The organism is Streptomyces sp. NBC_00620, assembly GCF_026341825.1.
In the GTDB taxonomy this organism is placed as follows: domain Bacteria; phylum Actinomycetota; class Actinomycetes; order Streptomycetales; family Streptomycetaceae; genus Streptomyces.
On record NZ_JAPENY010000002.1, the window covers coordinates 225,479 to 247,976 of the forward strand.

General features: G+C 71.2%; 20 protein-coding genes and 1 riboswitch. Of the genes, 14 read left to right on the forward strand and 6 right to left on the reverse strand.

The window, feature by feature from the left end; all coding sequences use genetic code 11:
- Positions 1 to 70 precede the first annotated feature (70 nt).
- A riboswitch (SAM riboswitch) is annotated at positions 71 to 187 on the forward strand.
- 187 nt (positions 188 to 374) lie between these two features.
- Both OG246_RS20185 and OG246_RS20190 read left to right on the forward strand, forming a co-directional pair.
- Positions 375 to 1,736: an aminotransferase class V-fold PLP-dependent enzyme gene (locus OG246_RS20185; protein ID WP_266465085.1), complete on the forward strand. Its 1,362-nt coding sequence runs from the start codon at positions 375 to 377 to the stop codon at positions 1,734 to 1,736.
- Positions 1,737 to 1,806: 70 nt separating this feature from the next.
- Entirely contained in the window at positions 1,807 to 3,948 is a 2,142-nt protein-coding gene (locus OG246_RS20190; protein ID WP_266465088.1) for a PQQ-binding-like beta-propeller repeat protein, read from the forward strand.
- Positions 3,949 to 3,961: 13 nt separating this feature from the next.
- Here OG246_RS20190 and OG246_RS20195 read toward each other — a convergent pair whose 3' ends face one another.
- Together OG246_RS20195 and OG246_RS20200 are read right to left on the reverse strand one after the other, a co-directional pair.
- The gene (locus OG246_RS20195) at positions 3,962 to 4,243 is read right to left on the reverse strand and encodes an Lrp/AsnC family transcriptional regulator (RefSeq protein WP_266465093.1); all 282 of its coding nucleotides are present in this window, start codon (positions 4,241 to 4,243) and stop codon (positions 3,962 to 3,964) included.
- On the reverse strand, positions 4,240 to 4,971 hold the full coding sequence (locus OG246_RS20200; RefSeq protein WP_266470754.1) for a rhomboid family intramembrane serine protease: 732 nt from the start codon (positions 4,969 to 4,971) through the stop codon (positions 4,240 to 4,242). Before OG246_RS20200 ends, OG246_RS20195 begins: the two co-directional genes overlap by 4 nt.
- A 154-nt stretch (positions 4,972 to 5,125) precedes the next feature.
- On the opposite strand from OG246_RS20200, the gene OG246_RS20205 reads away from it, so the two are divergent.
- The 5 genes from OG246_RS20205 (at position 5,126) to OG246_RS20225 (ending at position 10,590) form a co-directional block, all read left to right on the forward strand.
- On the forward strand, positions 5,126 to 5,365 hold the full coding sequence (locus tag OG246_RS20205; RefSeq protein WP_266465096.1) for a hypothetical protein: 240 nt from the start codon (positions 5,126 to 5,128) through the stop codon (positions 5,363 to 5,365).
- A 32-nt stretch (positions 5,366 to 5,397) separates the two neighbouring features.
- Positions 5,398 to 6,747 (forward strand): NYN domain-containing protein, encoded by a 1,350-nt coding sequence (locus OG246_RS20210; protein WP_266465098.1) that lies wholly within the window; start codon positions 5,398 to 5,400, stop codon positions 6,745 to 6,747.
- 344 nt (positions 6,748 to 7,091) lie between these two features.
- Positions 7,092 to 8,123, forward strand: a complete 1,032-nt coding sequence (locus OG246_RS20215; RefSeq protein ID WP_266465100.1) for a C40 family peptidase — start codon at positions 7,092 to 7,094, stop codon at positions 8,121 to 8,123.
- Positions 8,124 to 8,339: 216 nt separating this feature from the next.
- Complete coding sequence (locus OG246_RS20220) at positions 8,340 to 9,362, forward strand: NlpC/P60 family protein (protein WP_266465103.1); 1,023 nt, start codon at positions 8,340 to 8,342, stop codon at positions 9,360 to 9,362.
- Between the two features lie 31 nt (positions 9,363 to 9,393).
- The gene (locus tag OG246_RS20225; RefSeq protein ID WP_266465106.1) at positions 9,394 to 10,590 is read left to right on the forward strand and encodes a hypothetical protein; all 1,197 of its coding nucleotides are present in this window, start codon (positions 9,394 to 9,396) and stop codon (positions 10,588 to 10,590) included.
- A gap of 21 nt (positions 10,591 to 10,611) precedes the next feature.
- On the opposite strand, the gene OG246_RS20230 is transcribed toward OG246_RS20225, so the two are convergent.
- Positions 10,612 to 11,136, reverse strand: a complete 525-nt coding sequence (locus OG246_RS20230; protein ID WP_266465109.1) for a PadR family transcriptional regulator — start codon at positions 11,134 to 11,136, stop codon at positions 10,612 to 10,614.
- A 126-nt stretch (positions 11,137 to 11,262) separates the two neighbouring features.
- Between OG246_RS20230 and OG246_RS20235 the strand changes: the two genes are divergently transcribed.
- A complete protein-coding gene (locus OG246_RS20235) occupies positions 11,263 to 12,573 on the forward strand; it encodes an MATE family efflux transporter (RefSeq protein WP_266465111.1) in 1,311 nt (436 codons plus the stop codon).
- Here OG246_RS20235 and OG246_RS20240 read toward each other — a convergent pair.
- Entirely contained in the window at positions 12,534 to 13,766 is a 1,233-nt protein-coding gene (locus OG246_RS20240) for a glycosyltransferase 87 family protein (protein WP_266465114.1), read from the reverse strand. The two genes, OG246_RS20235 and OG246_RS20240, sit on opposite strands and share 40 nt — an antisense overlap.
- A 154-nt stretch (positions 13,767 to 13,920) precedes the next feature.
- On the opposite strand from OG246_RS20240, the gene OG246_RS20245 reads away from it, so the two are divergent.
- A complete protein-coding gene (locus OG246_RS20245; protein ID WP_266465117.1) occupies positions 13,921 to 15,063 on the forward strand; it encodes a glycosyltransferase family 4 protein in 1,143 nt (380 codons plus the stop codon).
- A gap of 198 nt (positions 15,064 to 15,261) precedes the next feature.
- Here OG246_RS20245 and OG246_RS20250 read toward each other — a convergent pair whose 3' ends face one another.
- Entirely contained in the window at positions 15,262 to 17,058 is a 1,797-nt protein-coding gene (locus tag OG246_RS20250) for a long-chain fatty acid--CoA ligase (RefSeq protein WP_266465120.1), read from the reverse strand.
- Positions 17,059 to 17,397: 339 nt separating this feature from the next.
- Between OG246_RS20250 and OG246_RS20255 the strand changes: the two genes are divergently transcribed.
- The 5 genes from OG246_RS20255 to OG246_RS20275 all read left to right on the forward strand — a co-directional run bounded on the left by OG246_RS20255 (position 17,398) and on the right by OG246_RS20275 (position 21,658).
- On the forward strand, positions 17,398 to 18,153 hold the full coding sequence (locus OG246_RS20255) for a metallophosphoesterase (protein WP_266470757.1): 756 nt from the start codon (positions 17,398 to 17,400) through the stop codon (positions 18,151 to 18,153).
- Between the two features lie 123 nt (positions 18,154 to 18,276).
- The gene (locus OG246_RS20260; RefSeq protein WP_266465125.1) at positions 18,277 to 18,720 is read left to right on the forward strand and encodes an SRPBCC family protein; all 444 of its coding nucleotides are present in this window, start codon (positions 18,277 to 18,279) and stop codon (positions 18,718 to 18,720) included.
- A 225-nt stretch (positions 18,721 to 18,945) separates the two neighbouring features.
- On the forward strand, positions 18,946 to 20,118 hold the full coding sequence (locus tag OG246_RS20265) for an ArsA family ATPase (protein WP_266465128.1): 1,173 nt from the start codon (positions 18,946 to 18,948) through the stop codon (positions 20,116 to 20,118).
- A gap of 58 nt (positions 20,119 to 20,176) precedes the next feature.
- A complete protein-coding gene (locus OG246_RS20270) occupies positions 20,177 to 20,650 on the forward strand; it encodes a DUF5304 domain-containing protein (RefSeq protein ID WP_266465131.1) in 474 nt (157 codons plus the stop codon).
- Positions 20,651 to 20,704: 54 nt separating this feature from the next.
- Entirely contained in the window at positions 20,705 to 21,658 is a 954-nt protein-coding gene (locus OG246_RS20275; RefSeq protein WP_266465135.1) for an ROK family glucokinase, read from the forward strand.
- Between the two features lie 65 nt (positions 21,659 to 21,723).
- On the opposite strand, the gene OG246_RS20280 is transcribed toward OG246_RS20275, so the two are convergent.
- Positions 21,724 to 22,494, reverse strand: a complete 771-nt coding sequence (locus OG246_RS20280) for an endonuclease/exonuclease/phosphatase family protein (RefSeq protein WP_266465138.1) — start codon at positions 22,492 to 22,494, stop codon at positions 21,724 to 21,726.
- Between the last annotated feature and the right edge of the window lie 4 nt (positions 22,495 to 22,498).

Below are 22,498 nucleotides of genomic sequence, written 5' to 3' on the forward strand. Positions count from 1 at the left end.
GCCCCTTTCGCGTTCCGGGATCCGGACACGGGTTGCGGTGCCCCGATTGGGTCGCGTAGGTTTTTCGGCAGGTCATGAGTGACAGTCATGAGGCCCCGGCCGACTGTCCAGCAACCCTCCGTCCGTGGCGGGGTGCTCCGGGTGAAGACCAGGCCGTAGGCAGCGAGGTCTACGGCAAGCGCGGACCCCTCGCCCTCGATTGAGGGATGGAGCCCAGGGGTCCTGGTCATTCGAGGGAGCCTTCTGTGAGCAAGCGAATGCGATAGGGCGCAGAGCCCCTCTCCGCATACCCCTTTCACCTTTTCCCGCGCTGAGCCGTACGTCCCCGTACCCGCTCGCGCGGTGATTCCCCCTGCCTCTCACAGGAGCTCGCCATGTCTGTCTCCACCGCTGCCGCCGACCAGACCATTTGTGCCCAGCTGCCCGTTCTGGGCCGGGATGTCACCGTCCTGCTCGTCACCGGTGGCGAGGTCACGTACGCCGCTCTCGACTACGCCGCCAGCGCCCCGGCCCTCCAGCGCGTGTGGGACGACGTGGCCGCGTACGCCCCGTACTACGGCAGCGTGCACCGCGGGGCCGGGTACCTCTCCCAGCTCTCCACCGACCTCTTCGAGAACTCCCGCACCACCGTCGCCGAGTTCCTGGACTGCCGTGCGGACGACCAGGTCGTCTTCACCCGGTCGACCACCGACTCGCTGAACCTGCTCGCCGGGGCCCTTCCGGCCGGTTGCCAGGTCTTCGTCTTCGAGACCGAGCACCACGCCTCGCTGCTGCCCTGGCGGGACGCGCGGGTGACGTACCTGAACGCCCCGCGTACGCCTCAGGAGGCCGTCGCGACCCTGGAGGGCGCCCTCGCCGCCCGCGACCCCCAGGGCCCCGCCCTCGTCTGCGTCACGGGCGCCTCGAACGTCACCGGTGAGCTGTGGCCGGTGCGTGAACTGGCCGCCGCCGCCCACGCGCACGGCGCGCGCATCGTCCTCGACGCCGCGCAGCTCGCCCCGCACCACCCGGTGTCGGTGCGCGACCTCGACGTCGACTGGGTCGCCTTCTCCGGGCACAAGCTGTACGCCCCCTTCGGCTCCGGTGTCCTCGCGGGCCGCTCCGACTGGCTGCGCGAGGCCGAGCCGTACCTCGCGGGCGGCGGCGCCAGCCGCAAGGTGTCCCGGCGTACGGACGGCGGCGTGGACGTGGAGTGGCACGAGAGCGCCGCCCGGCACGAGGCGGGCTCGCCGAACGTGATCGGCGTGTACTCGATCGCGTCCGCCTGCAAGGCGCTCACCGAGGCCGGTTTCGACACGCTCGTCGCCCGTGAGCAGCAGCTCATCGAGACCGTCCGCGCGGGTCTCGCCGAAGTGCCCGAGGTGCGGGTCCTCTCGCTCTTCGGCGACGACGCCCCGCGCGTCGGCGTCATCTCCTTCGTCGTCGAGGGCTGGAACAGCTCGCACTTCGCGGCCGCGCTGTCCGCCGAGTACGGCATCGGGGTGCGCGACGGCCTGTTCTGCGCCCACCCGCTGGTGCGCACCCTCCTCGGCAGCGACCCTCAGACCCAGGGCGAGTGCGGCGCCCCCGAGGCCGCGCCCGGCGAGAAGTCCCTCAACGCCATCCGCGTCAGCTTCGGCGCGGGCACCCCGGACGAGCACGTCGAGCGTTTCGTCCGCGCGGTCAAGGAGCTCGTCCTCGATGGCGCCAAGTGGAACTACCGTACGGAGGACGGGCGTTGCGTCCCGGCCGTGTAATCGCCTGACAGGAGCACGGCGTATACGCTCCCCCTCGGCGGCCGTACGGCAAACAGGGGAGTTGCGGGGAGTGCAGGCGCTGCGGGAGACGGATCCACGGCGGATCGGTCCGTACGAGGTGCTCGGGAGGCTTGGCTCGGGCGGCATGGGCGAGGTCTATCTCGCCGAGTCGCGGGCCGGGCTCCGGCTGGCCGTGAAGGTGGTGCGGGCCGAGCACGCGGAGGACCGCACCTTCCGCGCCCGGTTCCGCCAGGAGGTGCGGGCCGCGCAGACCGTCGGCGGGACCGGGACGTACACCGCGCGGGTGGTCGACGCGGACCCCGAGGGTGAACGGCCTTGGATGGCAACGGAGTTCGTCGACGGGCCGAACCTGCGCGACGCGGTCCTCGACGGCGGGCCGCTGCCCGAGGACGCGGTACTCACCTTCGCGGCGGCACTGGGCGAGGCCCTCGCCGCGATCCACGCCAAGGGCATGGTGCACCGCGACCTCAAGCCGTCCAACATCCTCCTCGCACCGGACGGTCCGCGGGTCATCGACTTCGGGATCGTACGGGCGCTTGAGGCGACGGCGATGACCCGCACCGGCACCATGGTCGGCTCGGTCGGATACGTCTCGCCCGAACAGATCCGCAACGGCTCCGAGGTGGGACCGCCGAGTGACGTCTTCGCGCTGGGCGCCGTACTGGCGTACGCGTCGAGCGGCCGCGAGCCCTTCGGGGAGGGCCAGGACTCGGTGATCCTGCTGCGCATCATGACGCGGGACTTCGATCTCTCAGGGGTCCCGGCGCGCTTGCTTCCGCTGGTCGAGGCCTGTCTGCGGGAGGAGCCCGGGGAGCGGCCCACCCCGGAGGAAGTGGTCACGGCCGCCGGACACACGGCGGCCTCCCTGCGGGCAGGGCTGCGGCCGGGGTGGCTCGCCCCCGCACCGGCGACGGCCGCGGGGGACGAACGGTGGCTTCCGGAGCGCGAGTCGGGCGAGGGAGAGAGCCGCGTCGAGTACGTCGCCCCGATGACGGTCACGGGAGCTTCGGCGCCGACCGTCGCATCGGCACCCGAACGGCCTTCGAGGAGGCGGCTGTTGACGGCTTTCGGGAGCGGGGCGGTGGTCGCAGCTACCGGGGGAGCCGGCTGGTGGCTGTGGCTGCGCAGGCCCGGGCAGGAGAGCGGAACGCAAGGAGCGGGTTCCCCGGAGTCCCCCGAGACCGCGTCCGCGGCGGGCGTGCAGAATCCCGCCGCCCTCGCCTGGCAGTACGACGCCGCAGGGCTCGGCGGCATGTACGGACCCTGCGTCGCCGTGTCGCCGGACGGCGAGGTCGTCTACTTCGGGGACGCGAACGGGAAGCTGCAGGCGCTGTCCCGTGCGGGCGGGCGGCGCTGGGCACTCAAGCTCGGCGAGGAGGTGTCGACGCCCGTCGTCACCCCGGACGGGATCTTCTGTGTCGTCTGGGACCAGGAGCGGGTGCGGCGCCGGCTGTGCGCGGTGGACGCGACGGGGAAGCTCATGTGGACCAGCACCCTCGGCGAGAACGGCTACGCCTCGCCCGTTCTCGCGGGTGCGGATGTGGTGGTGGCCACCGGCGACACCGACGTGGGAGGCCTGCGCTGCTACGCCGCCGACGGCGCCGTGCTGTGGAGCGCCACCACGCCCGCCGGTCCGACCGGCATCCCTCTGGTGGCGGGCGAAGTGATCTACACAGGAACCTTCGGCGACCGCCTGGTGGCCCTGAACGCCACCGACGGCACCCGGATCTGGTCGGTCGCCGCGGGCACCGACATCGGCCGGCCCGCGCTGGTCGGCGAGATCCTCCTGGCCGAGTCCGGCGGCGAGACGAACCGGCACGCCTTCAGCCTGGACGGCAAGAAGCTGTGGGAGCGGTCGACGGACGGCAACGGGCTGCTGGTCACCGGGAACAAGTCGCTTGCGATCACCACCGGGCAGGGCACCGTCGACGCGATCAGGGCGGCCGACGGCTCCACCGCGTGGACGTACGAGATCGGCGGCGACTGGCTGCCGGGACCGGCGGTGGCCGCAGACCGAATCTATGTGCGAAGCGGGCTCGTCCTGTGCGCCCTGGGCCTGGACGGCAAGCCGCTGTGGAGCGAGGCGCTCGGCAAGTCGACCGGGGAGGACCAGCACAGCCCCGTACTGAGCGACAGGCGCCTCTACGTTCCCTCCGGGGGCGGAATCGCCGCCGTGGACGTCAGCGCCTGACCGGGACCGGCTCTCAGCCGTCCAGACCGATCGCGAACGCCGCCTCCAGGTCGTGCTGGGAGTACGTACGGAACGCGACGTGGGTGTCCGTGCCCTCGACGCCCGGGATCTTGCTGATCTTGCCGGGGATGACGTCCGCCAGGTCGTCGTGGGCCTTCACGCGGACCATGGCGATCAGGTCGTACGTACCGGTGACCGAGAAGACCTCGCTGACGCTGTCCAGGGCGGCGATCGATTCCGCGATCTCGGGGATCCGGTCCACGCTGGTCTTGATGAGCACGATCGCGGTGATCACGGCTGGTTTTCTCCCTCGGGGGCCGCGGCTGGGGTTTTCACTCTAGCCGTACGGCCGAAGCGCACCCACGCGTAGACGAAGCCCAGCGAGAAGCCCACCAGGTGGGCCAGATAGGCGACCCCGGGACCGGCGGAGACGCGGCCCGCCGCCAGCCATTGCAGGGTCACCCAGAAGGGCAGCACCACCCAGGCCGGGAAGCGCAGCGGCAGGAAGAAGAGGAACGGGAAGAGACTGGTCACCCGGGCCTTGGGGAACAGGTACAGGAACGCGCCGAGCACCGCGGAGATCGCCCCGGAGGCGCCGACCAGGGTCTGCTGGGACTCGGCGTTGGCGGCCGCGTAGCCCAGCAGGGCGAGATAACCGCAGCCCAGATAGAAGAGGGCGAACTCGACGTGCCCCATGCGTTCCTCGGTCATCGCCCCGAAGACGTAGAAGAAGAGCATGTTGCCGAGGAGGTGGAGCCAGCCGCCGTGGACGAACAAGGCCGTGGCCGGAGTGAGCGCCGCACGCGCGTCCCCGGTGAACAGTTCGGAGGGCACCACCCCCCAGCGGCGGAAGTAGGCCCGCTGGGCGGCCAGCAGCTCGTCCCCGGTGCCGTACACCGGATTGAGTCCCGAGGCCGGGCCGATCACGAAGACCAGGCAGCACAGGACGATCAGCCCGTACGTCACCGGCGCCGACCGACCCCGCACCGTCCTGCCGACCGTCGTACTCCAGTTGCCGATCATGGTGCAGAGCATGGCGTAACCGGACGGATGAGCACAGACCGCCTCGCCGCAGTGGACGGCCGAGCGTCGAGTACCCGCCAGGCCTTAGGGTTACGAGCCATACGCACCAGGGAGACTGGCGCGGTACGGATACCAGAAGGAAAGCGACACCTACATGACGGTTCCCCTCCCGACTGCCGAGACCCGGTGGCGCTGCACGCTCTGCGGCAACCTCACGCGGTTCGACGTGACCCGTTCGTCGAAGGTCGTCGAATATGTGCACCTCGACCTCGCCGGGGAGCCCAAGGTCGAGGAGCGCGAGGTGGTCAGTGAGACCATCGAGTCGGTGCGCTGTCGCTGGTGCAACGCGTTGGATCAGGTGGAACTCGTGGACAGGCCGGGTGCCGGCTCCTGAGGGAGCGGGCCCCACTGATATTGGGGTGACGGATGGTGGAGACCACAGGCGGGGAGCCGGACGACGGCGCCGCCGAGGTGCTCGACCGTCCGCTGCCCGACGGCGTGCGCCGGCGGGTCGTGCAGATCGTCTCCGACGGCTTCGGCGGGCTGACCATCGGTGAACTGCCCACGCAGTTGCGGCAGTTCGCGCGGTTCGCGCCGAATCGGCGGGCCAAGTTCGCCGGTAACGCGATGGCCTCCGCGCTGGAGACCGACCCGCTCTTCAGGCAGCGTATCGCCGAGAAGCTGAGAGAGGCGCAGCCGGAGCTGACCGGCGCCCTCGACTCCGGCGCGCCGCCCCCGGCCGCGGATCCGCTGGACGTGGCGGCCGCGGCCTATGTGCTGCGACCCGCGGGCTGGGTGAAGCTGGTGGCCGCCGCGGGCGAGGAGGCCCTGCGGGCGGACGCCGAGCGCGCCGACGAGGAGAGCCGGGCGGAGCTGGAGCGGCTGCGCCAGGAGCTCGCGGAGGCCCGCGGCCATACGAAGGCGGAGACCGAACGGCTGCGTACGGAGCTGGAGTCGGCGAAGAAGGAAGCCGAATCGCTTCACCGCAAGCTGCGCGGCGCCCTCAGCGACGTCAAGCGCGGCGAGGCGGCCGTGCGCAAGCTCCAGGCCGAGACGGACACCGCGCGGGCCGAGGGGCAGGCCCAGCTGTCCGCCGCCGAGAGCGAGGCCCGGCGGCTCAAGGCGCGGCTCGGGGAGGCCGAGGCGGCCCTGGAGGCGACGCGGAGAGCGGCGCGCGAGGGCCGCAGCGTCGAGGACATGCGCGTACGACTGCTGCTCGACACGGTCCTCGAGGCCACCCAGGGGCTGCGGCGGGAGCTCGCGCTGCCGCCCGTCTCCGTGCGGCCCGCCGAGACCGTCGACGCGGTCGAACCGGGACGGATGACGCCGAAGGACATCGCCGCCCGCGCGCTGTCCGAAAACGATCCCGCGATCCTCGACCAGCTGCTCGCGCTGCCGCAGGCGCATCTGGTCGTCGACGGCTACAACGTCACCAAGACCGGCTATCCGCAGATGCCGTTGGAGAAGCAGCGGCTCAGGCTGCTCGGGCAGCTCTCGCAGCTCGCCGCGCAGACCGGCGCCGAGGTGACGTGTGTCTTCGACGGGGCCGAGCTGGCCGCGCCCGTGCTGCTCGCGCCGCCGCGCGGGGTGCGGGTGCTGTTCTCCAAGGCCGGTGTCACGGCGGACGAGTTGATCCGCCAGCTGGTGCGCGCCGAGCCGCCGGGGCGGCCGGTCATCGTGGTCTCCACCGACCGTGAGGTGGCCGACGGGATCGCCAAGGCGGGTGCGCGCCCGGTGGCCTCGGTGGTGCTCCTCAAGCGCTTCTCGCACGGTTAGCCCGAAGCGCTTCTCGCACGGTTGGCCCGCGCGTTCGGCCGGATGCCGCGTACGCCCCAAAGGCAACCTACGCACCATGCGTAACGTCTGGGCGTGATGCCCGGATTGGTGAGACCTTCACGCAACGTACTGTCAAATGTGCATTACTGCATGTGAGTTGTGTGCAAAGAATGCGCTCGGTGACCGAGATTTTTCCCATCAGGATTTGAACTGATCACAAGAAGGTCACTAGGGTCAGGCCTCGAACCTTCGCTCGGGTGATCACTCATTGGGAGTGACGGTGAAGGGGGCCCCGCCCGTCGGAGCAATCGGCAGGCGGCTGGAGGAAGAAGGAGCTCGCCTTCGTGGCGTCCCACCGTCGTCCCAAGCAGCCGAGCCGCACCCGTGTGACCGTGCTCACCACCGCCGCGGCAGCCGCCGTGGTCCTCAGCGCGAATGCCGCGAACGCCGCGCCGAGCGAGAAGCCGAGCGTCGACGAGGTCAAGACCAAGGTCGACAAGCTTCAGGAGGAGGCCGAGCAGGCCTCCGAGAAGCTCAACGGCGCCACGGAGAAGCAGGACAAGCTCCAGAAGCAGATCGACACGCTCCAGGACAACGTGGCCCGCGGCCAGGAGGAGCTCAACGACCTGCGCGACGGCCTCGGTTCGATGGCCACCGCCCAGTACCGCACCGGCGCCATCGACCCCTCCGTGCAGCTGTTCCTCTCCGCGGACCCGGACGACTACCTCGACAAGGCGTCCACGATGGACCAGCTGAGCAATCAGCAGGTCGAGACCTTGAAGAAGGTCCAGGAGAAGCAGCGTTCGCTCGCCCAGCAGCGCGAGGAAGCCTCCGAGAAGCTCAAGGACCTCGCCAGCACCCGGACCGAGCTGGCCAAGAACAAGAAGGAAGTCCAGGCCAAGCTCGCCGAGGCGAACCGGCTCCTCAACACCCTGACGGCCGCGGAGCAGGCAGCCCTCGACGCGAAAGAGGCGCAGGCCAGCAGCGCCGCTCAGGCCGCCGCCGGCGGGTCGACCGCTCCCGCCTCGGGCCGCGCCTCCTCCGCGTACGCCGCCGCGCAGTCCAAGCTCGGCTCGCCGTACGTCTACGGCGCCTCAGGACCCTCCTCGTTCGACTGCTCGGGTCTGACCTCCTGGGCCTACGCCCAGGCCGGTGTCTCCATACCGCGCACCTCGCAGGCGCAGGCCAGTGCCGGCACCCGGATCTATTCGCAGAGCGATCTCCAGGTCGGCGACCTGGTCATCTTCTACAGCGACCAGCACCACGTCGGTTTCTACGCGGGCAACGGCCAGGTGCTGCACGCCCCGCGCTCCGGCACGGTCGTGCGCTACGAGTCGATCGGCAACATGCCCTTCCAGTTCGGCGTCCGCATCTGACGCACCCGCTCCCGGGAGCCTGTCGCCACGCCGCCCAAACGGGCGAATCGCGGTGACTCGAGCTGACCCCACACCCCGTCGGTGACCTGCGTCTCCGGCGGGGTGTCACGTTGTGTGCCCGCCGGGGTCTTTGGTCGGTGCGTAGTCGCACGGCTACTGTCTGCCGCGTTTCCCCCAACTCCGGGGGAGCGTCAGCGGAAGGGAGTGCGGCCACTCGTGGGGTCCCATCGCCGCCTTGCACCGTCCGGCTCCGACCGGGCCTTCGGCGCCGCCGGTTTCGCCGTCTGCGTGATGTCCGCCGCCGCCGCGGCCCTCGGCGCCGTACCGGCCGCCGGAGCGCCCCAGGACGACACCCGGGCCGAGGTGGACCGCCTGTACGAGCAGGCCGAGAAGGCCACCGAGGAGTACAACCAGGCCGACGAGCGCGCCGACTCGCTGCGCGAGCAGGTGAGTGACGCCCAGGACGAGATCGCCCGGCAGCAGGAACGCATCAACACCATGCGGGACGCGCTCGGTTCGCTCGCCGGGGCCCAGTACCGCTCGGGCGGCATCGACCCCTCCCTCGCGCTGCTGTTCTCCGACGACCCCGACGACTACCTCGACAAGGCCGCCGTGCTCGACCGGATCAACGCCCACCAGGCCGGCGAACTCAAGGACCTCCAGTCCGCCATGCGCGACCTCGCCCAGCGGCGCGAGGAGGCCACCGGCAAGCTCGTCGAGCTGGAGAAGAGCCGCAAGGCCGTCGCCCAGCACAAACGCACCGTCGAGCAGAAGCTGACCCGGGCGCGGCAGCTGCTCAACGCGCTGCCGGACTCCCTGCGCGCCGCCTATGACCGGGCCTCCCGCTCCGGGCGCTCCGACATGCCCGACTTCGGGGGCGCGGTCCCCGCCTCGGGGCGTGCGGCCGCCGCCGTCGCCGCGGCCCGCTCCGCGCTCGGCCGTCCGTACGTGTGGGGCTCCAACGGGCCCGGCGGCTTCGACTGTTCGGGCCTCATGCAGTGGTCGTACGGGCAGGCCGGGGTCGGTCTGCCGCGCACCTCGCAGGCCCAGCGGTACGCCGGACGGCAGGTGCCGCTCGGCCAGGCGCAGCCCGGCGACCTGGTCGCCTACCGCGACGACGCCAGCCACATCGCGATGTACATGGGCAACGGGCAGGTGATCCACGCGCCCTACCCGGGCGCGCCCGTCCGCTACGACCCGGTGGGCATGATGCCGGTCTCGTCGGTCACCAGGGTCTGACCCCGCGCGAACTCACCGTACGATCGGGAACGTGGCTGGTCGAAGGCGCGCGTCGCGAGCGGGGCTCTCCCTGGTGCTGTTGCTCGCCGTGCTGGTGGGCTGCGGCGGCCGCACCGCCTCGGACAGCGCGCAGGCCGAGGTGCAGCGGGTACTGGACCGGCGGGCGGCGGCCGTCCTCGACCGGGACGAGCCGGCGTACCGGGCCACCGGTCAATCGGCCGCGTCCGTTGCCGAGTTCGGGAATCTCCGCGAGGTCCCGCTGGCGGCCTGGTCGTACCGCGTGACCGGCTTCCACCGCTCCGGCGACCGGGCCACCGCCGACGCCGAGCTGAGCTACCGCGTCGAGGGCTACGACAAGGCGCCCGTGACGGCCGCCCGCGACCTGAGCCTGACCCGTAGCGGCGGGAAGTGGTACGTCGTCTCGGACGAGCCCGCCAAGGACGCCAGCGAGCAGTTGTGGGAGCAGGGGGCGGTGACGGTCCTGCGGGGTGAGCACAGCCTCGTGATGGGCGTCGGGCAGTCGGGCGAGCGGCTGCGCGCCTACGCGGGCATCGCGGACCGTGCCGTGCCCGCCGTGTCCCAGGCATGGGGCACCGACTGGTCGGCCCATGTCGTCGTGCTCGTACCGAGGTCGCTGGAGGGCATGGCGGGACTGCTGGGCGCCGAGGCGTCCGGGTACCAGGGCATCGCGGCGGTCACCACCGGCGAGGCGGGCGCCTCGGCGAAGGCACCCGCGGACCGGATCATCGTCAACCCCGACGCGTACGGCGTCCTCGGCGACTTCGGCAAACAGGTCGTCCTCACCCACGAGACCACGCATGTCGCGACCCGCACCCACACCACCGCCGCCACCCCGCTGTGGCTCTCCGAGGGCTACGCGGACTGGGTCGGCTACCTCGGCAGCGGGCGCACCGCCGTACAGGTCGCGCCGGAGCTGGAGCGTGCCGTCGTGGACGGGCATGTCCCGGCCGCGCTGCCGGTCGACGCGGACTTCGGGTTCACCGGGGACGCGGGGAAGCTGGCGCAGGCGTACGAGGGCGGCTGGATGGCCTGCCGGCTGATCGCGGACCGCTGGGGCGAGGTCCGCCTCAACGACTTCTACCGGGCCGTGGGTGAGCACGAGAAGCGGTCGGGGGCGGTCGAGGACGCGCTGCGGGATGTGCTGGGTACGACGCCGCAGGAGTTCACGGAACTGTGGCGGGACTATCTGCAGGCGCAGCTGGGCTGAGCCTCGGCAGGCTCGGCCGGTTCAGCTCTCCAGCTGTGTGATGGCCTCCGCCAGCCACTTCCGCTCCGCCTCGCCCGTCGCCCGCGCCACCCGGAGCATGCCTTGCCGGAAGAGGTCGTCGGTCTCCTCCGCCCGTACGGGGCTGCCGTCCCGGTAGAAGAAGCTCGCGGGCGTGTCCAGGAACTCCTGACGGCGGCGCAGCACCGCAGCCTGCTCGCGGGGGTCGGGCAGGTGGCGCAGGAACGCCAGCAGCGTGTTGAAGCGGACCTGGTCGGTGATCTCCGTCTGCTTGGGGTGGCGCAGCCGCTCCAAGAGGTCCTCGCGCCCCTTGTCGGTGAGCGACAGGATGCGGCGGGGGGCCGCGCTGCTGCCGGACTCGGCGTGCTGGTCCAGCTTGCCCGCGGTGATCAGGCGCGTGATCGCCGGGTAGAGGGCGCCGTCACTGACCGGGCGGACATGGCCGCTCAGCGCCTTGATCCGCTCCTTCAACTCGTAGCCGTGCAGGGGCTCTTCGGACAGGAAGCCCAGGATCGACAGCTCCAGCATGCGGCGACTCCTCGTGGACGATGCGGCCGATGTTGACGATTGCGCGTCTCGCACGAACATGCTACCTCTTATCGAGCTACCTCTAAACGAGGTAGCTCGCATCGAGATCGCATCGAGGGAGTCCATGTGAACGCCCATCGCAAGCAGCTCATAGCGCTCGCCCACCCCGTCTACCTCTCCCTGCTCGCCTCCGTCGCCGCCGGGATCATCAACACCGTCTGGGTCTCCCGGCTCGGCGGCGCCGCGGTGGCCGCCGTCGCCGTCGCGACCAACGCCGAGAACGTGCTGCTCGGCGTCGCCCTGGTCTTCGCCTCCGGTACGACCGTCCTGGTCGCGCACGCCAGAGGGGCCCGGGACCCGGGCGCGGTCCGGGCAGCCGTCCGCGGGGGATGGGCGCTGTTCGCGGTGGTGACGCCCGTGGTCGCCGTGGGCGGATACCTGCTGCGGGAGCCGCTGGCCCGGCTCGTCCTCGGCGGCGACGGACGCGCCCTGTCCCTGGCCGTCGGATACTTCGCGATCTCCCTGCCGGGCATCGCCGTCTTCTTCGCCCAGAACCTCGTCGACGGCATCCTGAAGGGCACCGGCGACACCCGCACCCCGATGCGCCTGGCCCTCCTCGCCAACGGCCTCATCCTCGGCCTCGACCCGCTGCTCATCCACGCGTACGGCGTCCAGGGCGCCGCCGTCTCGACGGTGCTGTGCCGCTGCCTGGCCCTGGCGGTCGGGCTGCGCGCCCTGCGCCGCAACGCGCTGCTGCGGGAGTCGGCGCCCTTCCCGCCCGCGGAGGCCACCGGAGCCGCACTCCGGCGCACCCTGACGACCGGGCTGCCGATGTCCGCCGACTTCACCGTGCGGCAGGGCGGGGCGCTGGTCCTGGTCGCGATCGTGGCCCGGCTCGGGGTGACGGCGGTGGCCGCGTACTCCATCGCGTACAAGGTCATGTACGTCGCGACCATGGCGTTCTACTCGGTCCGGCAGGCCGCCTCGATCCACACGGCACACCTGAGGGGCGCGGGCCACGACGAGCGGGATGCCGTCGGACGGCAGGCCGTACTCGTCTCGGGGGCGGCCGGGCTGCTCGCGGCGACCCTGCTCGGCGTTCTCGCCCCCTGGATCATGGCGGCCTTCGGTGCCGGACCCGAGGTCGCGCACGAGGGGGTGCTCTTCCTGCGCTGCGTCGGGCCCTACCTGCTGCTGATGGCCTGCTTCATCGCACTCGGCGGGGTCTTCGAGGGGAGCGGGGGAGCGCCGCTGCTGCTACGGGTGACGCTGCTCGGGACGGTGTTCCAACTCCCGCTCGCCTACGCCTTGTCGGGGCTCGGGCTGCCCGGGATCTGTCTCGCCCTGGCGCTGTCCATGACCGTGCAGTGCGCCGTTCTCCGGGTGTGGGCCGGGCGTCAGGAGGACGCCGAGGTCTCCTTGGTGCGGGCCGCCTGAGCGGGGAGCGCCAGGGAGGGCTCGGAGACCGTGTCGCGCCAGAGCAGCACGGCGGCGGACACGGTGGCGATCACCAGGAGGCCGTTGCGGACGAAGAGGAGGGTGACGCCGAGACCGTCGCTGACCACGACGTGCGAGAACCAGACCGGGAACTCCAGGACCGTCACGAACGACGCGATCAGCACCAGGCCGACCGGCAGGCCCATCCGACTGCCGCGGAAGCACAGGCAGACGGCCGCGAGTCCGACCAGCCACACCATGTACTGCGGGCTGATCACCCGGCTCGTGGTCGTGAACATCAGCACCGCCACGAACGCTGCGTCGGCGAGCGTGTGCGCCAGGAACCGCTTCGCGCACAGCCGCCACAGCAGCAGCCAGCCGAAGGAGACCGCGGTGAGCACCAGCGCCACCGTGCTCACCAGGTCGACGCCCTCGCCGAGGAACTCCACGGAACCGTAGTTGAGCAGCACCTGCCCGTCCCAGCCGTACTGCCGGGCCACATGGAAGACCAGGGAGCCGAGCGACTCCACCTCGGTGCCGCGGTCGCGCTGGAAGGTCAGGAAGGCGAAGGCGCCCGGCATCGACACCGAGAACAGCACCGCGATCCCCGCTGCGGAGACCGCCGCCGCGGCCCACGCACGGCGCTTGACGGCCCCGACGAGCAGCAGCACCGGCCACACCTTCAGCATCGCCCCGAAGCCCACGAGCGCCCCCATCACCCGCGGATGGCGCGCCCCGGCGAGCAACGCCGCCACCACGACGGCCGTCACCATCACGTCGTACCGCGCGTACACGGTCGGCCCGAGCAGCGGTACGCCGATCACCCACACCCAGGCGCCGCGCAGCGACTTGCCGGAGCGCAGGCCCGCGTACTGGAGGAGCCCGAACACCACGAGGTCGGCGAGGAAGGCCAGCACGAAGAAGGCCGACGCGTAGTCGAGGAAGGGCAGCAGCCCGGGGGAGAGGATCGGCAGGGCGGCGGCCGGCGGGTACTGCCAGGTGACGTCGTCCAGCGGGAAGGTGCCGGTGCGCAGGACCTCGTACCAGCCCTGGTAGATCACCGAGACGTCGCTCGTGACGTCCGGGCCCGGGAAGACGAGGACCTTGAAGACGAAGAGCAGCAGTACCAGCCTGGTCAGACCCCAGGTCCCCACCATCGCGTACGGGAACCTCGCCCCCCTTGCGCCCGTCATTCGCACCTGGCCCTTGTTCGTCCGGATCTCGCGCGTCCCGCGAGTGCTCCGAGGATGTGGTCTGGCGGGGTCATGATGGCGCGCGGTGCTGTGCGGAAGCCATCAAGCGCGGCCGTGCGGACCTGTGAGTATAGGTTCGCTAGTGTCGAACACGATGCACAAGACCCTGATCGTGACGAACGACTTCCCGCCCAGGCCGGGCGGCATCCAGGCCTTCCTGCACAACATGGCGCTGCGTCTGGACCCCGAGCGGATCGTCGTCTACGCCTCCACCTGGAAGCGCGGCCGCGAGGGCGCCGAGGCCACGGCCGCCTTCGACGCCGAGCAACCCTTCACCGTCGTACGCGACCGCACGACGATGCTGCTGCCCACGCCCGCGGCCACCCGGCGCGCCGTCGGACTGCTGCGGGAACACGGCTGTACGTCGGTGTGGTTCGGGGCGGCGGCCCCGCTCGGCCTGATGGCGCCCGCGTTGCGCCGGGCAGGCGCGCGACGCCTTGTGGCCACCACCCACGGGCACGAGGCCGGGTGGGCCCAACTGCCTGCGGCGCGTGGGCTGTTGCGCCGGATCGGCGAGTCCACGGACACCATCACCTACCTCGGGGAGTACACGCGCTCCCGGATCGCCGCCGCGCTCACCCCGGACGCCGCCTCGCGCATGGTCCAGCTGCCGCCCGGCGTCGACGAGAAGACCTTCCACCCCGGCTCGGGCGGCGACGAGGTCCGCGCCCGGCTCGGGCTCACCGACCGCCCGGTCGTCGTCTGCGTCTCGCGGCTCGTCCCGCGCAAGGGGCAGGACACCCTCGTCCTCGCGATGCCGCGGATCCTGGCCAAGGAGCCGGAGGCGGTGCTGCTGATCGTCGGCGGCGGACCGTACGAGAAGCAGCTGCGGGGGCTCGCACACGAGACGGGGGTCGCCGGCTCGGTCCGCTTCACCGGCGCGGTGCCCTGGTCGGAGCTGCCCGCGCACTACGGCGCGGGCGACGTCTTCGCGATGCCCTGCCGTACGCGGCGCGGCGGGCTCGACGTGGAAGGGCTCGGCATCGTCTACCTGGAGGCGTCCGCGACGGGGCTGCCGGTTGTCGCCGGCGATTCCGGGGGCGCGCCGGACGCGGTGCTTGACGGTGAGACGGGGTGGGTCGTCCGGGGCGGCTCCCCTGAGGAGGCCGCCGACCGTGTCACCGCCCTGCTCGGCGACTCCGAGCTGCGCCGCCGGATGGGGGAGCGGGGGCGGGAGTGGGTCGAGGAGAGGTGGCGGTGGGATCTGTTGGCGGGGCGGTTGAGGGAGTTGCTGTAGTGCCCAACGGGGTGCCGCTTGCTGACCTACGGCGACTGCGGGTGGTTGTGGGCTGGCCGCGCAGTTCCCCGCGCCCCTAAAGGGCGCCTCCACAGGAGCGCCCCTTTAGGGGCGCGGGGAACTGCGCGAGCAACCAGCCACGGCCGGTAAGCCGCGAGAACACCCCCGCCCCTACGGCGGGATTTCGTCGCTGGGGCGTCAGCCCCGATAAATCGCCTCGATCTCGTCGGCGTAATCCTTCGCCACCACGTTCCGCTTGAGCTTCAGGGACGGAGTCAGATGCCCCGACTCCTCGCTGAACTGCTGAGCGAGGATCCGGAACTTCCGTACAGACTCCGCCTTGGACACCGCCGCGTTGCCGTCGTCGATGGCGTCCTGGATCGCCGCCAGCAGATCCGCATCCTCGCGGAGCGACACCGCGGTCGAGTCGGCAGGCTTCCCGTGCTCGGTGGCCCAGCGGCCCAGGAACTCTTCGTCGATGGTGACCAGCGCGCCGACGAACGGGCGCCCGTCGCCGACCACCATGCATTCGGCGACCAGCGCGTGCGCGCGGATGCGGTCCTCGATCACGGCCGGGGCGACGTTCTTGCCGCCCGCGGTGACGATGATCTCCTTCTTGCGGCCGGTGATCCGGAGATAGCCGTCCTCGTCGAGGGTGCCGATGTCACCGGTGTGGAACCAGCCGTCGGCGAGGGCCTCGGCGGTCGCGGCCTCGTTGTTCCAGTACCCCTTGAACAGGTGCTCGCCGTGCAGCAGCACCTCGCCGTCGTCCGCGATCCGCACGACCGAGCCGGGCAGCGGCTGGCCGACCGTACCGATCTTCTGGCGGTCCCACGGGTTGAAGGCGGTCGCCGCACAGGACTCGGTCAGACCGTAGCCCTCCAGGACCGTGAAGCCGATGCCGCGGAAGAAGTGCCCGAGGCGCTCGCCGAGCGGGGCGCCGCCGGAGATCGCGTACTCGCCCTTGCCGCCGAGTACGGCCCGCAGCTTGCTGTAGACGAGCTTGTCGAAGGTCTTGTACTTGATCTTCAGACCGAGGGACGGGCCCGAGGGGGTGTCCAGCGCGCGGCTGTACGCGATCGCCGTGTCCGCCGCCTTGTCGAAGATCTTGCCCTTGCCGTCGGCCTGCGCCTTGGCGCGCGCCGAGTTGTAGACCTTCTCGAAGACGCGCGGCACACCGAGGATCAGCGTCGGCCGGAACGAGGCCAGTTCGTCGGTGAGGTTCTTGATGTCCGGGACCATGCCCAGCTTGATCGGCGCCATCATCGGCGCGACCTGCACGAGCCGCCCGAAGACGTGCGCGAGCGGCAGGAAGAGGAGCACCGAGCACTCGCCCGTACGGAACAGGGGGCGCAGCCGCTCCACGATGTTGCCGCACTCGGCGAAGAAGCTGCGGTGGGTGAGGACGCAGCCCTTGGGGCGGCCGGTCGTGCCGCTCGTGTAGACGATGGTCGCCGCGTCGTCGGCCTTGGCGAGCGAGCTGCGCTCCTCGACCGTCTCGTCGGTGACGTCCTTGCCGGCGCGGCCCAGCTCCTCGACGCCGCCGCCCTCGATCTGCCACACCTGCTTCAGCGCGGGCAGCCGGTCACGCACCGACTCCACGGCGGCCGCGTGCGCGTCCAGCTCGACGACGCAGGCGGTCGCGCCCGAGTCGCTGAGGATCCACTGCACCTGCTCCGCCGAGCTGGTCTCGTACACCGGCACGGTGACCGCGCCCGCGCTCCAGATCGCGAAGTCGAGCAGCGTCCACTCGTAGCGGGTACGGGACATCAGGCCGACCCGGTCGCCGGGCAGCACGCCCGACGCGATCAGACCCTTGGCCGCGGCCCGTACCTCGGCAAGGAAGACGGTGGCCGTGACATCCGTCCACGCGCCGCCGACCTTGCGGGCGATGACAGCAACGTCGGGATGCTGCGCGGCGTTTCTGCGGACGATGTCGGTCAGATTTCCGTCCGCAGGGACCTCGTACAAAGCCGGAAGGCTGAACTCGCGCAAGACTGCTGCTCCTCATAGGGCGCCGACGCCACGACTCTGTGTGCTGCGACGGTGCGGTCCAAGGCTCGGGCAGGCACTCAGAGAGATCATTGTTGAAATCCTGAGTACGACTGGACTGCCCGGACGTTACCCGTCGGTATGGCTTCTTCGACAGGGGGGTCCGACGAGATGTTCGCTGCGTCACACAGGTTGGTGTTCCTTCGCGCACAGTAGTCCACGGCTTTCTTCACTGGCCAGTAACCGCAGGTCCGGCCCTCTTCTATTCACGTATGCCGCACAGGCCTACGCTTGATCGTCATGGCACCCACACCAGGCGGTAACCGCAGGACGCGCATTCATGTGGTCAGTGACGTGCACGGCAACGCGCGTGACCTGGCCAGAGCCGGCGACGGCGCGGACGCGCTGATCTGCCTCGGTGACCTCGTACTCTTCCTCGATTACGCCGACCACTCGCGCGGCATCTTCCCCGACCTCTTCGGTGTGGAGAACGCGGACCGCATCGTCGAGCTGCGCACCGCCCGCCGCTTCGAGGAGGCGCGGGAGTTCGGGGCCCTGCTGTGGTCCGGCATCGGCTCGGACCGGGCCGCCGCCATCGAGAAGGCGGTGCGCAAGCAGTACGCCGAGATGTTCGGCGCGTTCCCGACGCCGACGTACGCGACCTACGGCAATGTCGACATGCCGATGTTGTGGCCCGAGTACGCCGGACCCGGCACGAGGGTCCTCGACGGCGAGCGGGTGGAGATCGGCGGCCGGGTCTTCGGCTTCGTCGGCGGGGGACTCATGACCCCCATGCGTACGCCGTACGAGATCAGCGACGAGGAGTACGCCGCGAAGATCGAGGCGGTCGGCGAGGTCGACGTGCTGTGCACGCACATCCCGCCGGAGGTGCCGGAACTGGTCTACGACACCGTGGCCCGCCGCTTCGAACGCGGCAGCCGGGCCCTCCTGGACGCGATCCGTCGCACCCGGCCCCGCTACTCGCTCTTCGGCCACGTCCACCAGCCGCTGGCGCGGAGGATGCGGATCGGGGCGACCGAGTGCGTGAACGTGGGTCACTTCGCGGGCTCCGGGCGGCCGTGGGCCCTGGAGTGGTGAGCCCGCCGCCCTCCCGTACCCGGTGCGGGTGACTGCGCCCCGTCCGGTGCGCGGTAGCCTTCACGCTGCACACACGTGCGCACCACCCTCCCTCACCGGACCGTATCTGGAGGAGCCACGGCGATGGCTGAACACACCAGTTCGAGCATCACGATCGAGGCGGCACCGGCTGATGTCATGGCGGTCATCGCCGACTTCGCCCGCTACCCGGACTGGACCGGCGAGGTGAAGGAGGCGGAGGTACTCGCCACGGACGGCCAGGGCCGCGCCGAGCAGGTGCGACTCGTCATGGACGCCGGCGCCATCAAGGACGACCAGACCCTCGGCTACACCTGGACCGGCGACCACGAGGTCTCCTGGACCCTGGTCAAGTCCCAGATGCTCCGCTCCCTCGACGGCTCGTACATCCTCAAGCCCGCAGGCACCGGCGCCACAGAGGTCACCTACCTCCTGACGGTCGACGTCAAGATCCCCATGCTCGGCATGATCAAGCGCAAGGCAGAAAAGGTCATCATCGACCGCGCGCTGGCGGGCCTGAAGAAGAGGGTGGAGTCGGGGGAGGTGTAACTCTCCAGCCCGGCCGGGGGGAGATCTTTCAGCCCGTCCGGCGTTTGAGGACGAGCCCTTCGGGCGAAACGGGGGTCTGGGGGCGGAGCCCCCAGGTACGGGACGGGTAGGGGCGGAGGGGGCGAAAAAAAGCCTCCACGCCAGCCCGGGCGCCGGGTGCCATACAAACGGGGTGCCCCCAAGCCCCGCCAAGGCGCCCCGCCAGCCCAGGTACCGTTCACCCTCATGCGCACCCTCCTGATCACAGGCCCCGGCGGCACAGGCCGTACCACCGTCGCCGCCGCCACCGCGCTGAAAGCCGCCCGCGAGGGCACCCGCACCCTGGTCCTGAGCGCCGACCGCACAGACACCCTGGGCGCCGCCCTCGGCGTACGGACAGGCCCCGCCCCGGTGGAGGCGGGCACCAACCTCACCGCCTGGCGCCCCGACGCCGCAGAGCGCTTCCGCGCCGACCTCACCGCCTTCCAGGCCCGCGCCGGCACCGCCCTGGACCTGCTCGGCGCCGCCCGCCTGGACGCCGAGGAAGTCACCCCCCTCCCCGGTGCCGAGGAGCTGGCCCTGCTCCGCGCCCTGCGCGACGCGGCGACCTCGGACACGTACGACCTCCTGGTCGTCGACCTCCCCCCGACCCCCCAGGCCCTCGCCCTCCTCGCCCTCCCCGAGGAACTCCGCCGCTACCTGCGCCGCCTCCTCCCGGCAGAGCGCCAGGCGGCCCGCGCCCTGCGCCCCGTCCTCGGCCGGCTCGCGGGCGTCCCGATGCCCGCGGAGTGGCTGTACGAGACGGCGGCCCGCTGGGACCTCGAACTGGCCGCCGTGGAAGCGGTCGTCGAGGACCGCGCCACGACCGTACGGCTGGTCGCGGAGCCGGGACCCGCCGGCACCGACGCCGTACGCAGCGCCGGCACCGGCCTCGCCCTGCGCGGCCTCTCCGTCGACGCCCTGGTGGCCAATCGCGTGCTGCCGGGTGCCACGAACGACACCTGGCTCGCCGCCCTCGCCGCCCAGCAGCGCAAGGCACTCGACGAGTGGCAGGAGACGTACGACGTCCACGAGGTCCCGCACCGCGGGCACGACCCGCGCGGCACCGACGACCTCGGCGCGCTCCCCGTACCCGGTGTCGTCAACGAAACGCCGTCCCCCGTCGAGTGGCCCCTCACCGACCACCTCGCCGACGAAGGCGTCCTCGTCTGGCACATCCCGCTCCCCGGCGCCATACGCGACGAGCTGGACCTCATCCGGCGCGGCGACGAACTCGTCGTCACCGCCGGGCAGTTCCGCCGGATCGTGCCGCTGCCCTCCGCCCTGCGCCGCTGCACCGTCGACGGCGCCGCCCTGCGCGAGGGCGAGCTGAGGATCCGATTCGCGCCGGACCCCGATCTGTGGCCACGGACACGGTGAACCGCGTACCTCCGTTCGGGTACCGTCGGAGGGACGAAACGTAGTCAGGAGAACCGCCATGAGCGAAGAGCGCCCGCCGTCCGACGCCGCTCAGGAAGCGACTGACGAAGTCCGTGCGTCCGCCGTCGATGCCGACGCCTGGGCGACCGCGGCCGCCGAGGATCTCGCGGCGGAGAAGGCCCGCCGCCGCGCCCAGTACGGCACACCGCCGGGCTCGGCGGCCGAGGAACTGCGCAAGCTCGTCGACGCCGTCGCCGACAAACTGACCGGAATGCAGTCTCCGCTGCTCGGAGCGGTCGCGGGCGGTGCCGCCCAGCAGGTGGTCAACCAGGTCGTCCAGCAGGCCAAGGCAGCCGTCGAACCCGTCATAGAGCGCAACCCCGACGTCTTCGACCACCTGGCGGCCGCGGGCTCCGAGCTGCTCGCCGCCTACCGCTCGGCCGTCGAGGCACAGGAACGGCGCTGGACGTCCAGGGACACGGATCCTCGCGACGAGGGCACCGGTCCAGGGGAACACATCGACTTGGACTAATGGCAGCTCGGGTACGGTTGGCCGTAGCGGGGCTCGACCGAAACTGAGGGATTCATGGGACTCACCATCGGCGTCGATATCGGCGGCACGAAGATCGCGGCCGGTGTGGTCGACGAGGAAGGCAATATCCTCTCGACCCACAAGGTGCCGACCCCCACCACACCGCAGGCCATCGTGGACGCCATCGCCTCCGCAGTGGACGGTGCCCGCGCCGGGCACGAGATCGTGGGCGTGGGCATCGGCGCCGCCGGCTACGTGAACCGCCAGCGCTCGACGGTCTACTTCGCGCCGAACATCGACTGGCGGCAGGAACCGCTCAAAGCCGAGGTCGAGGCGCGGGTGGGGCTGCCGGTAGTCGTCGAGAACGACGCCAACGCGGCCGCGTGGGGCGAGTACAAGTTCGGCGCCGGCAAGGGCCACCGGAACGTCATCTGCATCACGCTGGGCACGGGCCTCGGCGGCGGCATCATCATCGGCAACAAGCTGCGCCGCGGGCACTTCGGGGTGGCCGCCGAGTTCGGTCACATCCGGATGGTGCCGGACGGGCTGCTGTGCGGGTGCGGGTCGCAGGGGTGCTGGGAGCAGTACGCCTCCGGGCGCGCGCTCGTCCGGTACGCGAAGCAGCGGGCCAACGCGACCCCCGAGAACGCGGAGATCCTGCTCGCGCTGGGTGACGGCAGCCCCGACGGCATCGAGGGCAAGCACATCTCGGTCGCCGCGCGCCAGGGGGACCCGGTCGCGGTGGACTCCTACCGTGAGCTGGCCCGCTGGGCCGGTGCCGGTCTCGCCGACCTGGCCTCGCTCTTCGACCCGTCCGCCTTCATCGTCGGCGGTGGACTGTCGGACGAGGGCGAGCTGGTACTCGACCCCATTCGTAAGTCGTACAAGCGTTGGCTGGTGGGGGGCAACTGGCGGCCCGTCGCCGATGTCATCGCGGCGCAGCTGGGGAACAAGGCGGGGCTCGTGGGGGCCGCCGACCTGGCCCGGGAGCCGGACCCGATCATGTGACGTTCGCTGTGTGATGTGCGCCCGCCGTGCCCCTCGGGGTCGGCGGGCGTCGTCGTGCGCGGTCCCTACCCGGCGGGCACCTTGAGGGCTGCCAGCACCGGCAGATGATCGGTCGCCCTCCTGAGGTCACCCTCGGCCACACCGTCAAGACCCAGCGGAACCCCGCACCCCAGGACCTCCACGCCCTCCGTGGCGAAGATCGCGTCGATACGCTGGTGCGGGTCCTGGGGAGTGGAGGTCTGCTCAGCGCCCCAGGGCCGGGTGGCCCAGCCGTCCTGGAGGGCCCCGGCAAGCCGCTTGAAGGTGCGCCCGTCCGGCCGCTCATTGAGGTCACCCCCGACGACAGCATGCGGAGCGCCAAGACGGGCCAGCCGCTCGAGGAGCATGCCCCCCTGCTCGTACCGCTCGTCCTTCTGCAGCGAGAGATGACAGCTCAGAACACCGAGGCGGGCCCCACCGAACCGGACCACCGCGGTGGCGAACCCACGCCGGTGCAGTCCGGGCGTGAGCGGAAGCAGAACATCCTCGGTCCGCTCGACCGTCGCCCGCAGGGAGCACAACAACGCAGGCCCGGACGCGGTGGCCCCACCGGACAGAATCATCTGCCCGGAAGCCGCCGCGAGCCGAGCCAGCTTCTTCCGCCACCGAAAGAACCGCGGGGCCTCCTGCACCAGCACCAGGTCCGGCGCACAGGCCCCGATCACCCGCGCAAGCGCATCAGTGTCATCGCGCATCGAACGGATGTTGTAGCTGAGCACCCGGACAACAGCCGAACCATCGGATTCAGTACGGGAGTTGGGCAGCGCCCTGACCCCACCGGACGAGTTCGTAGGCATGGCG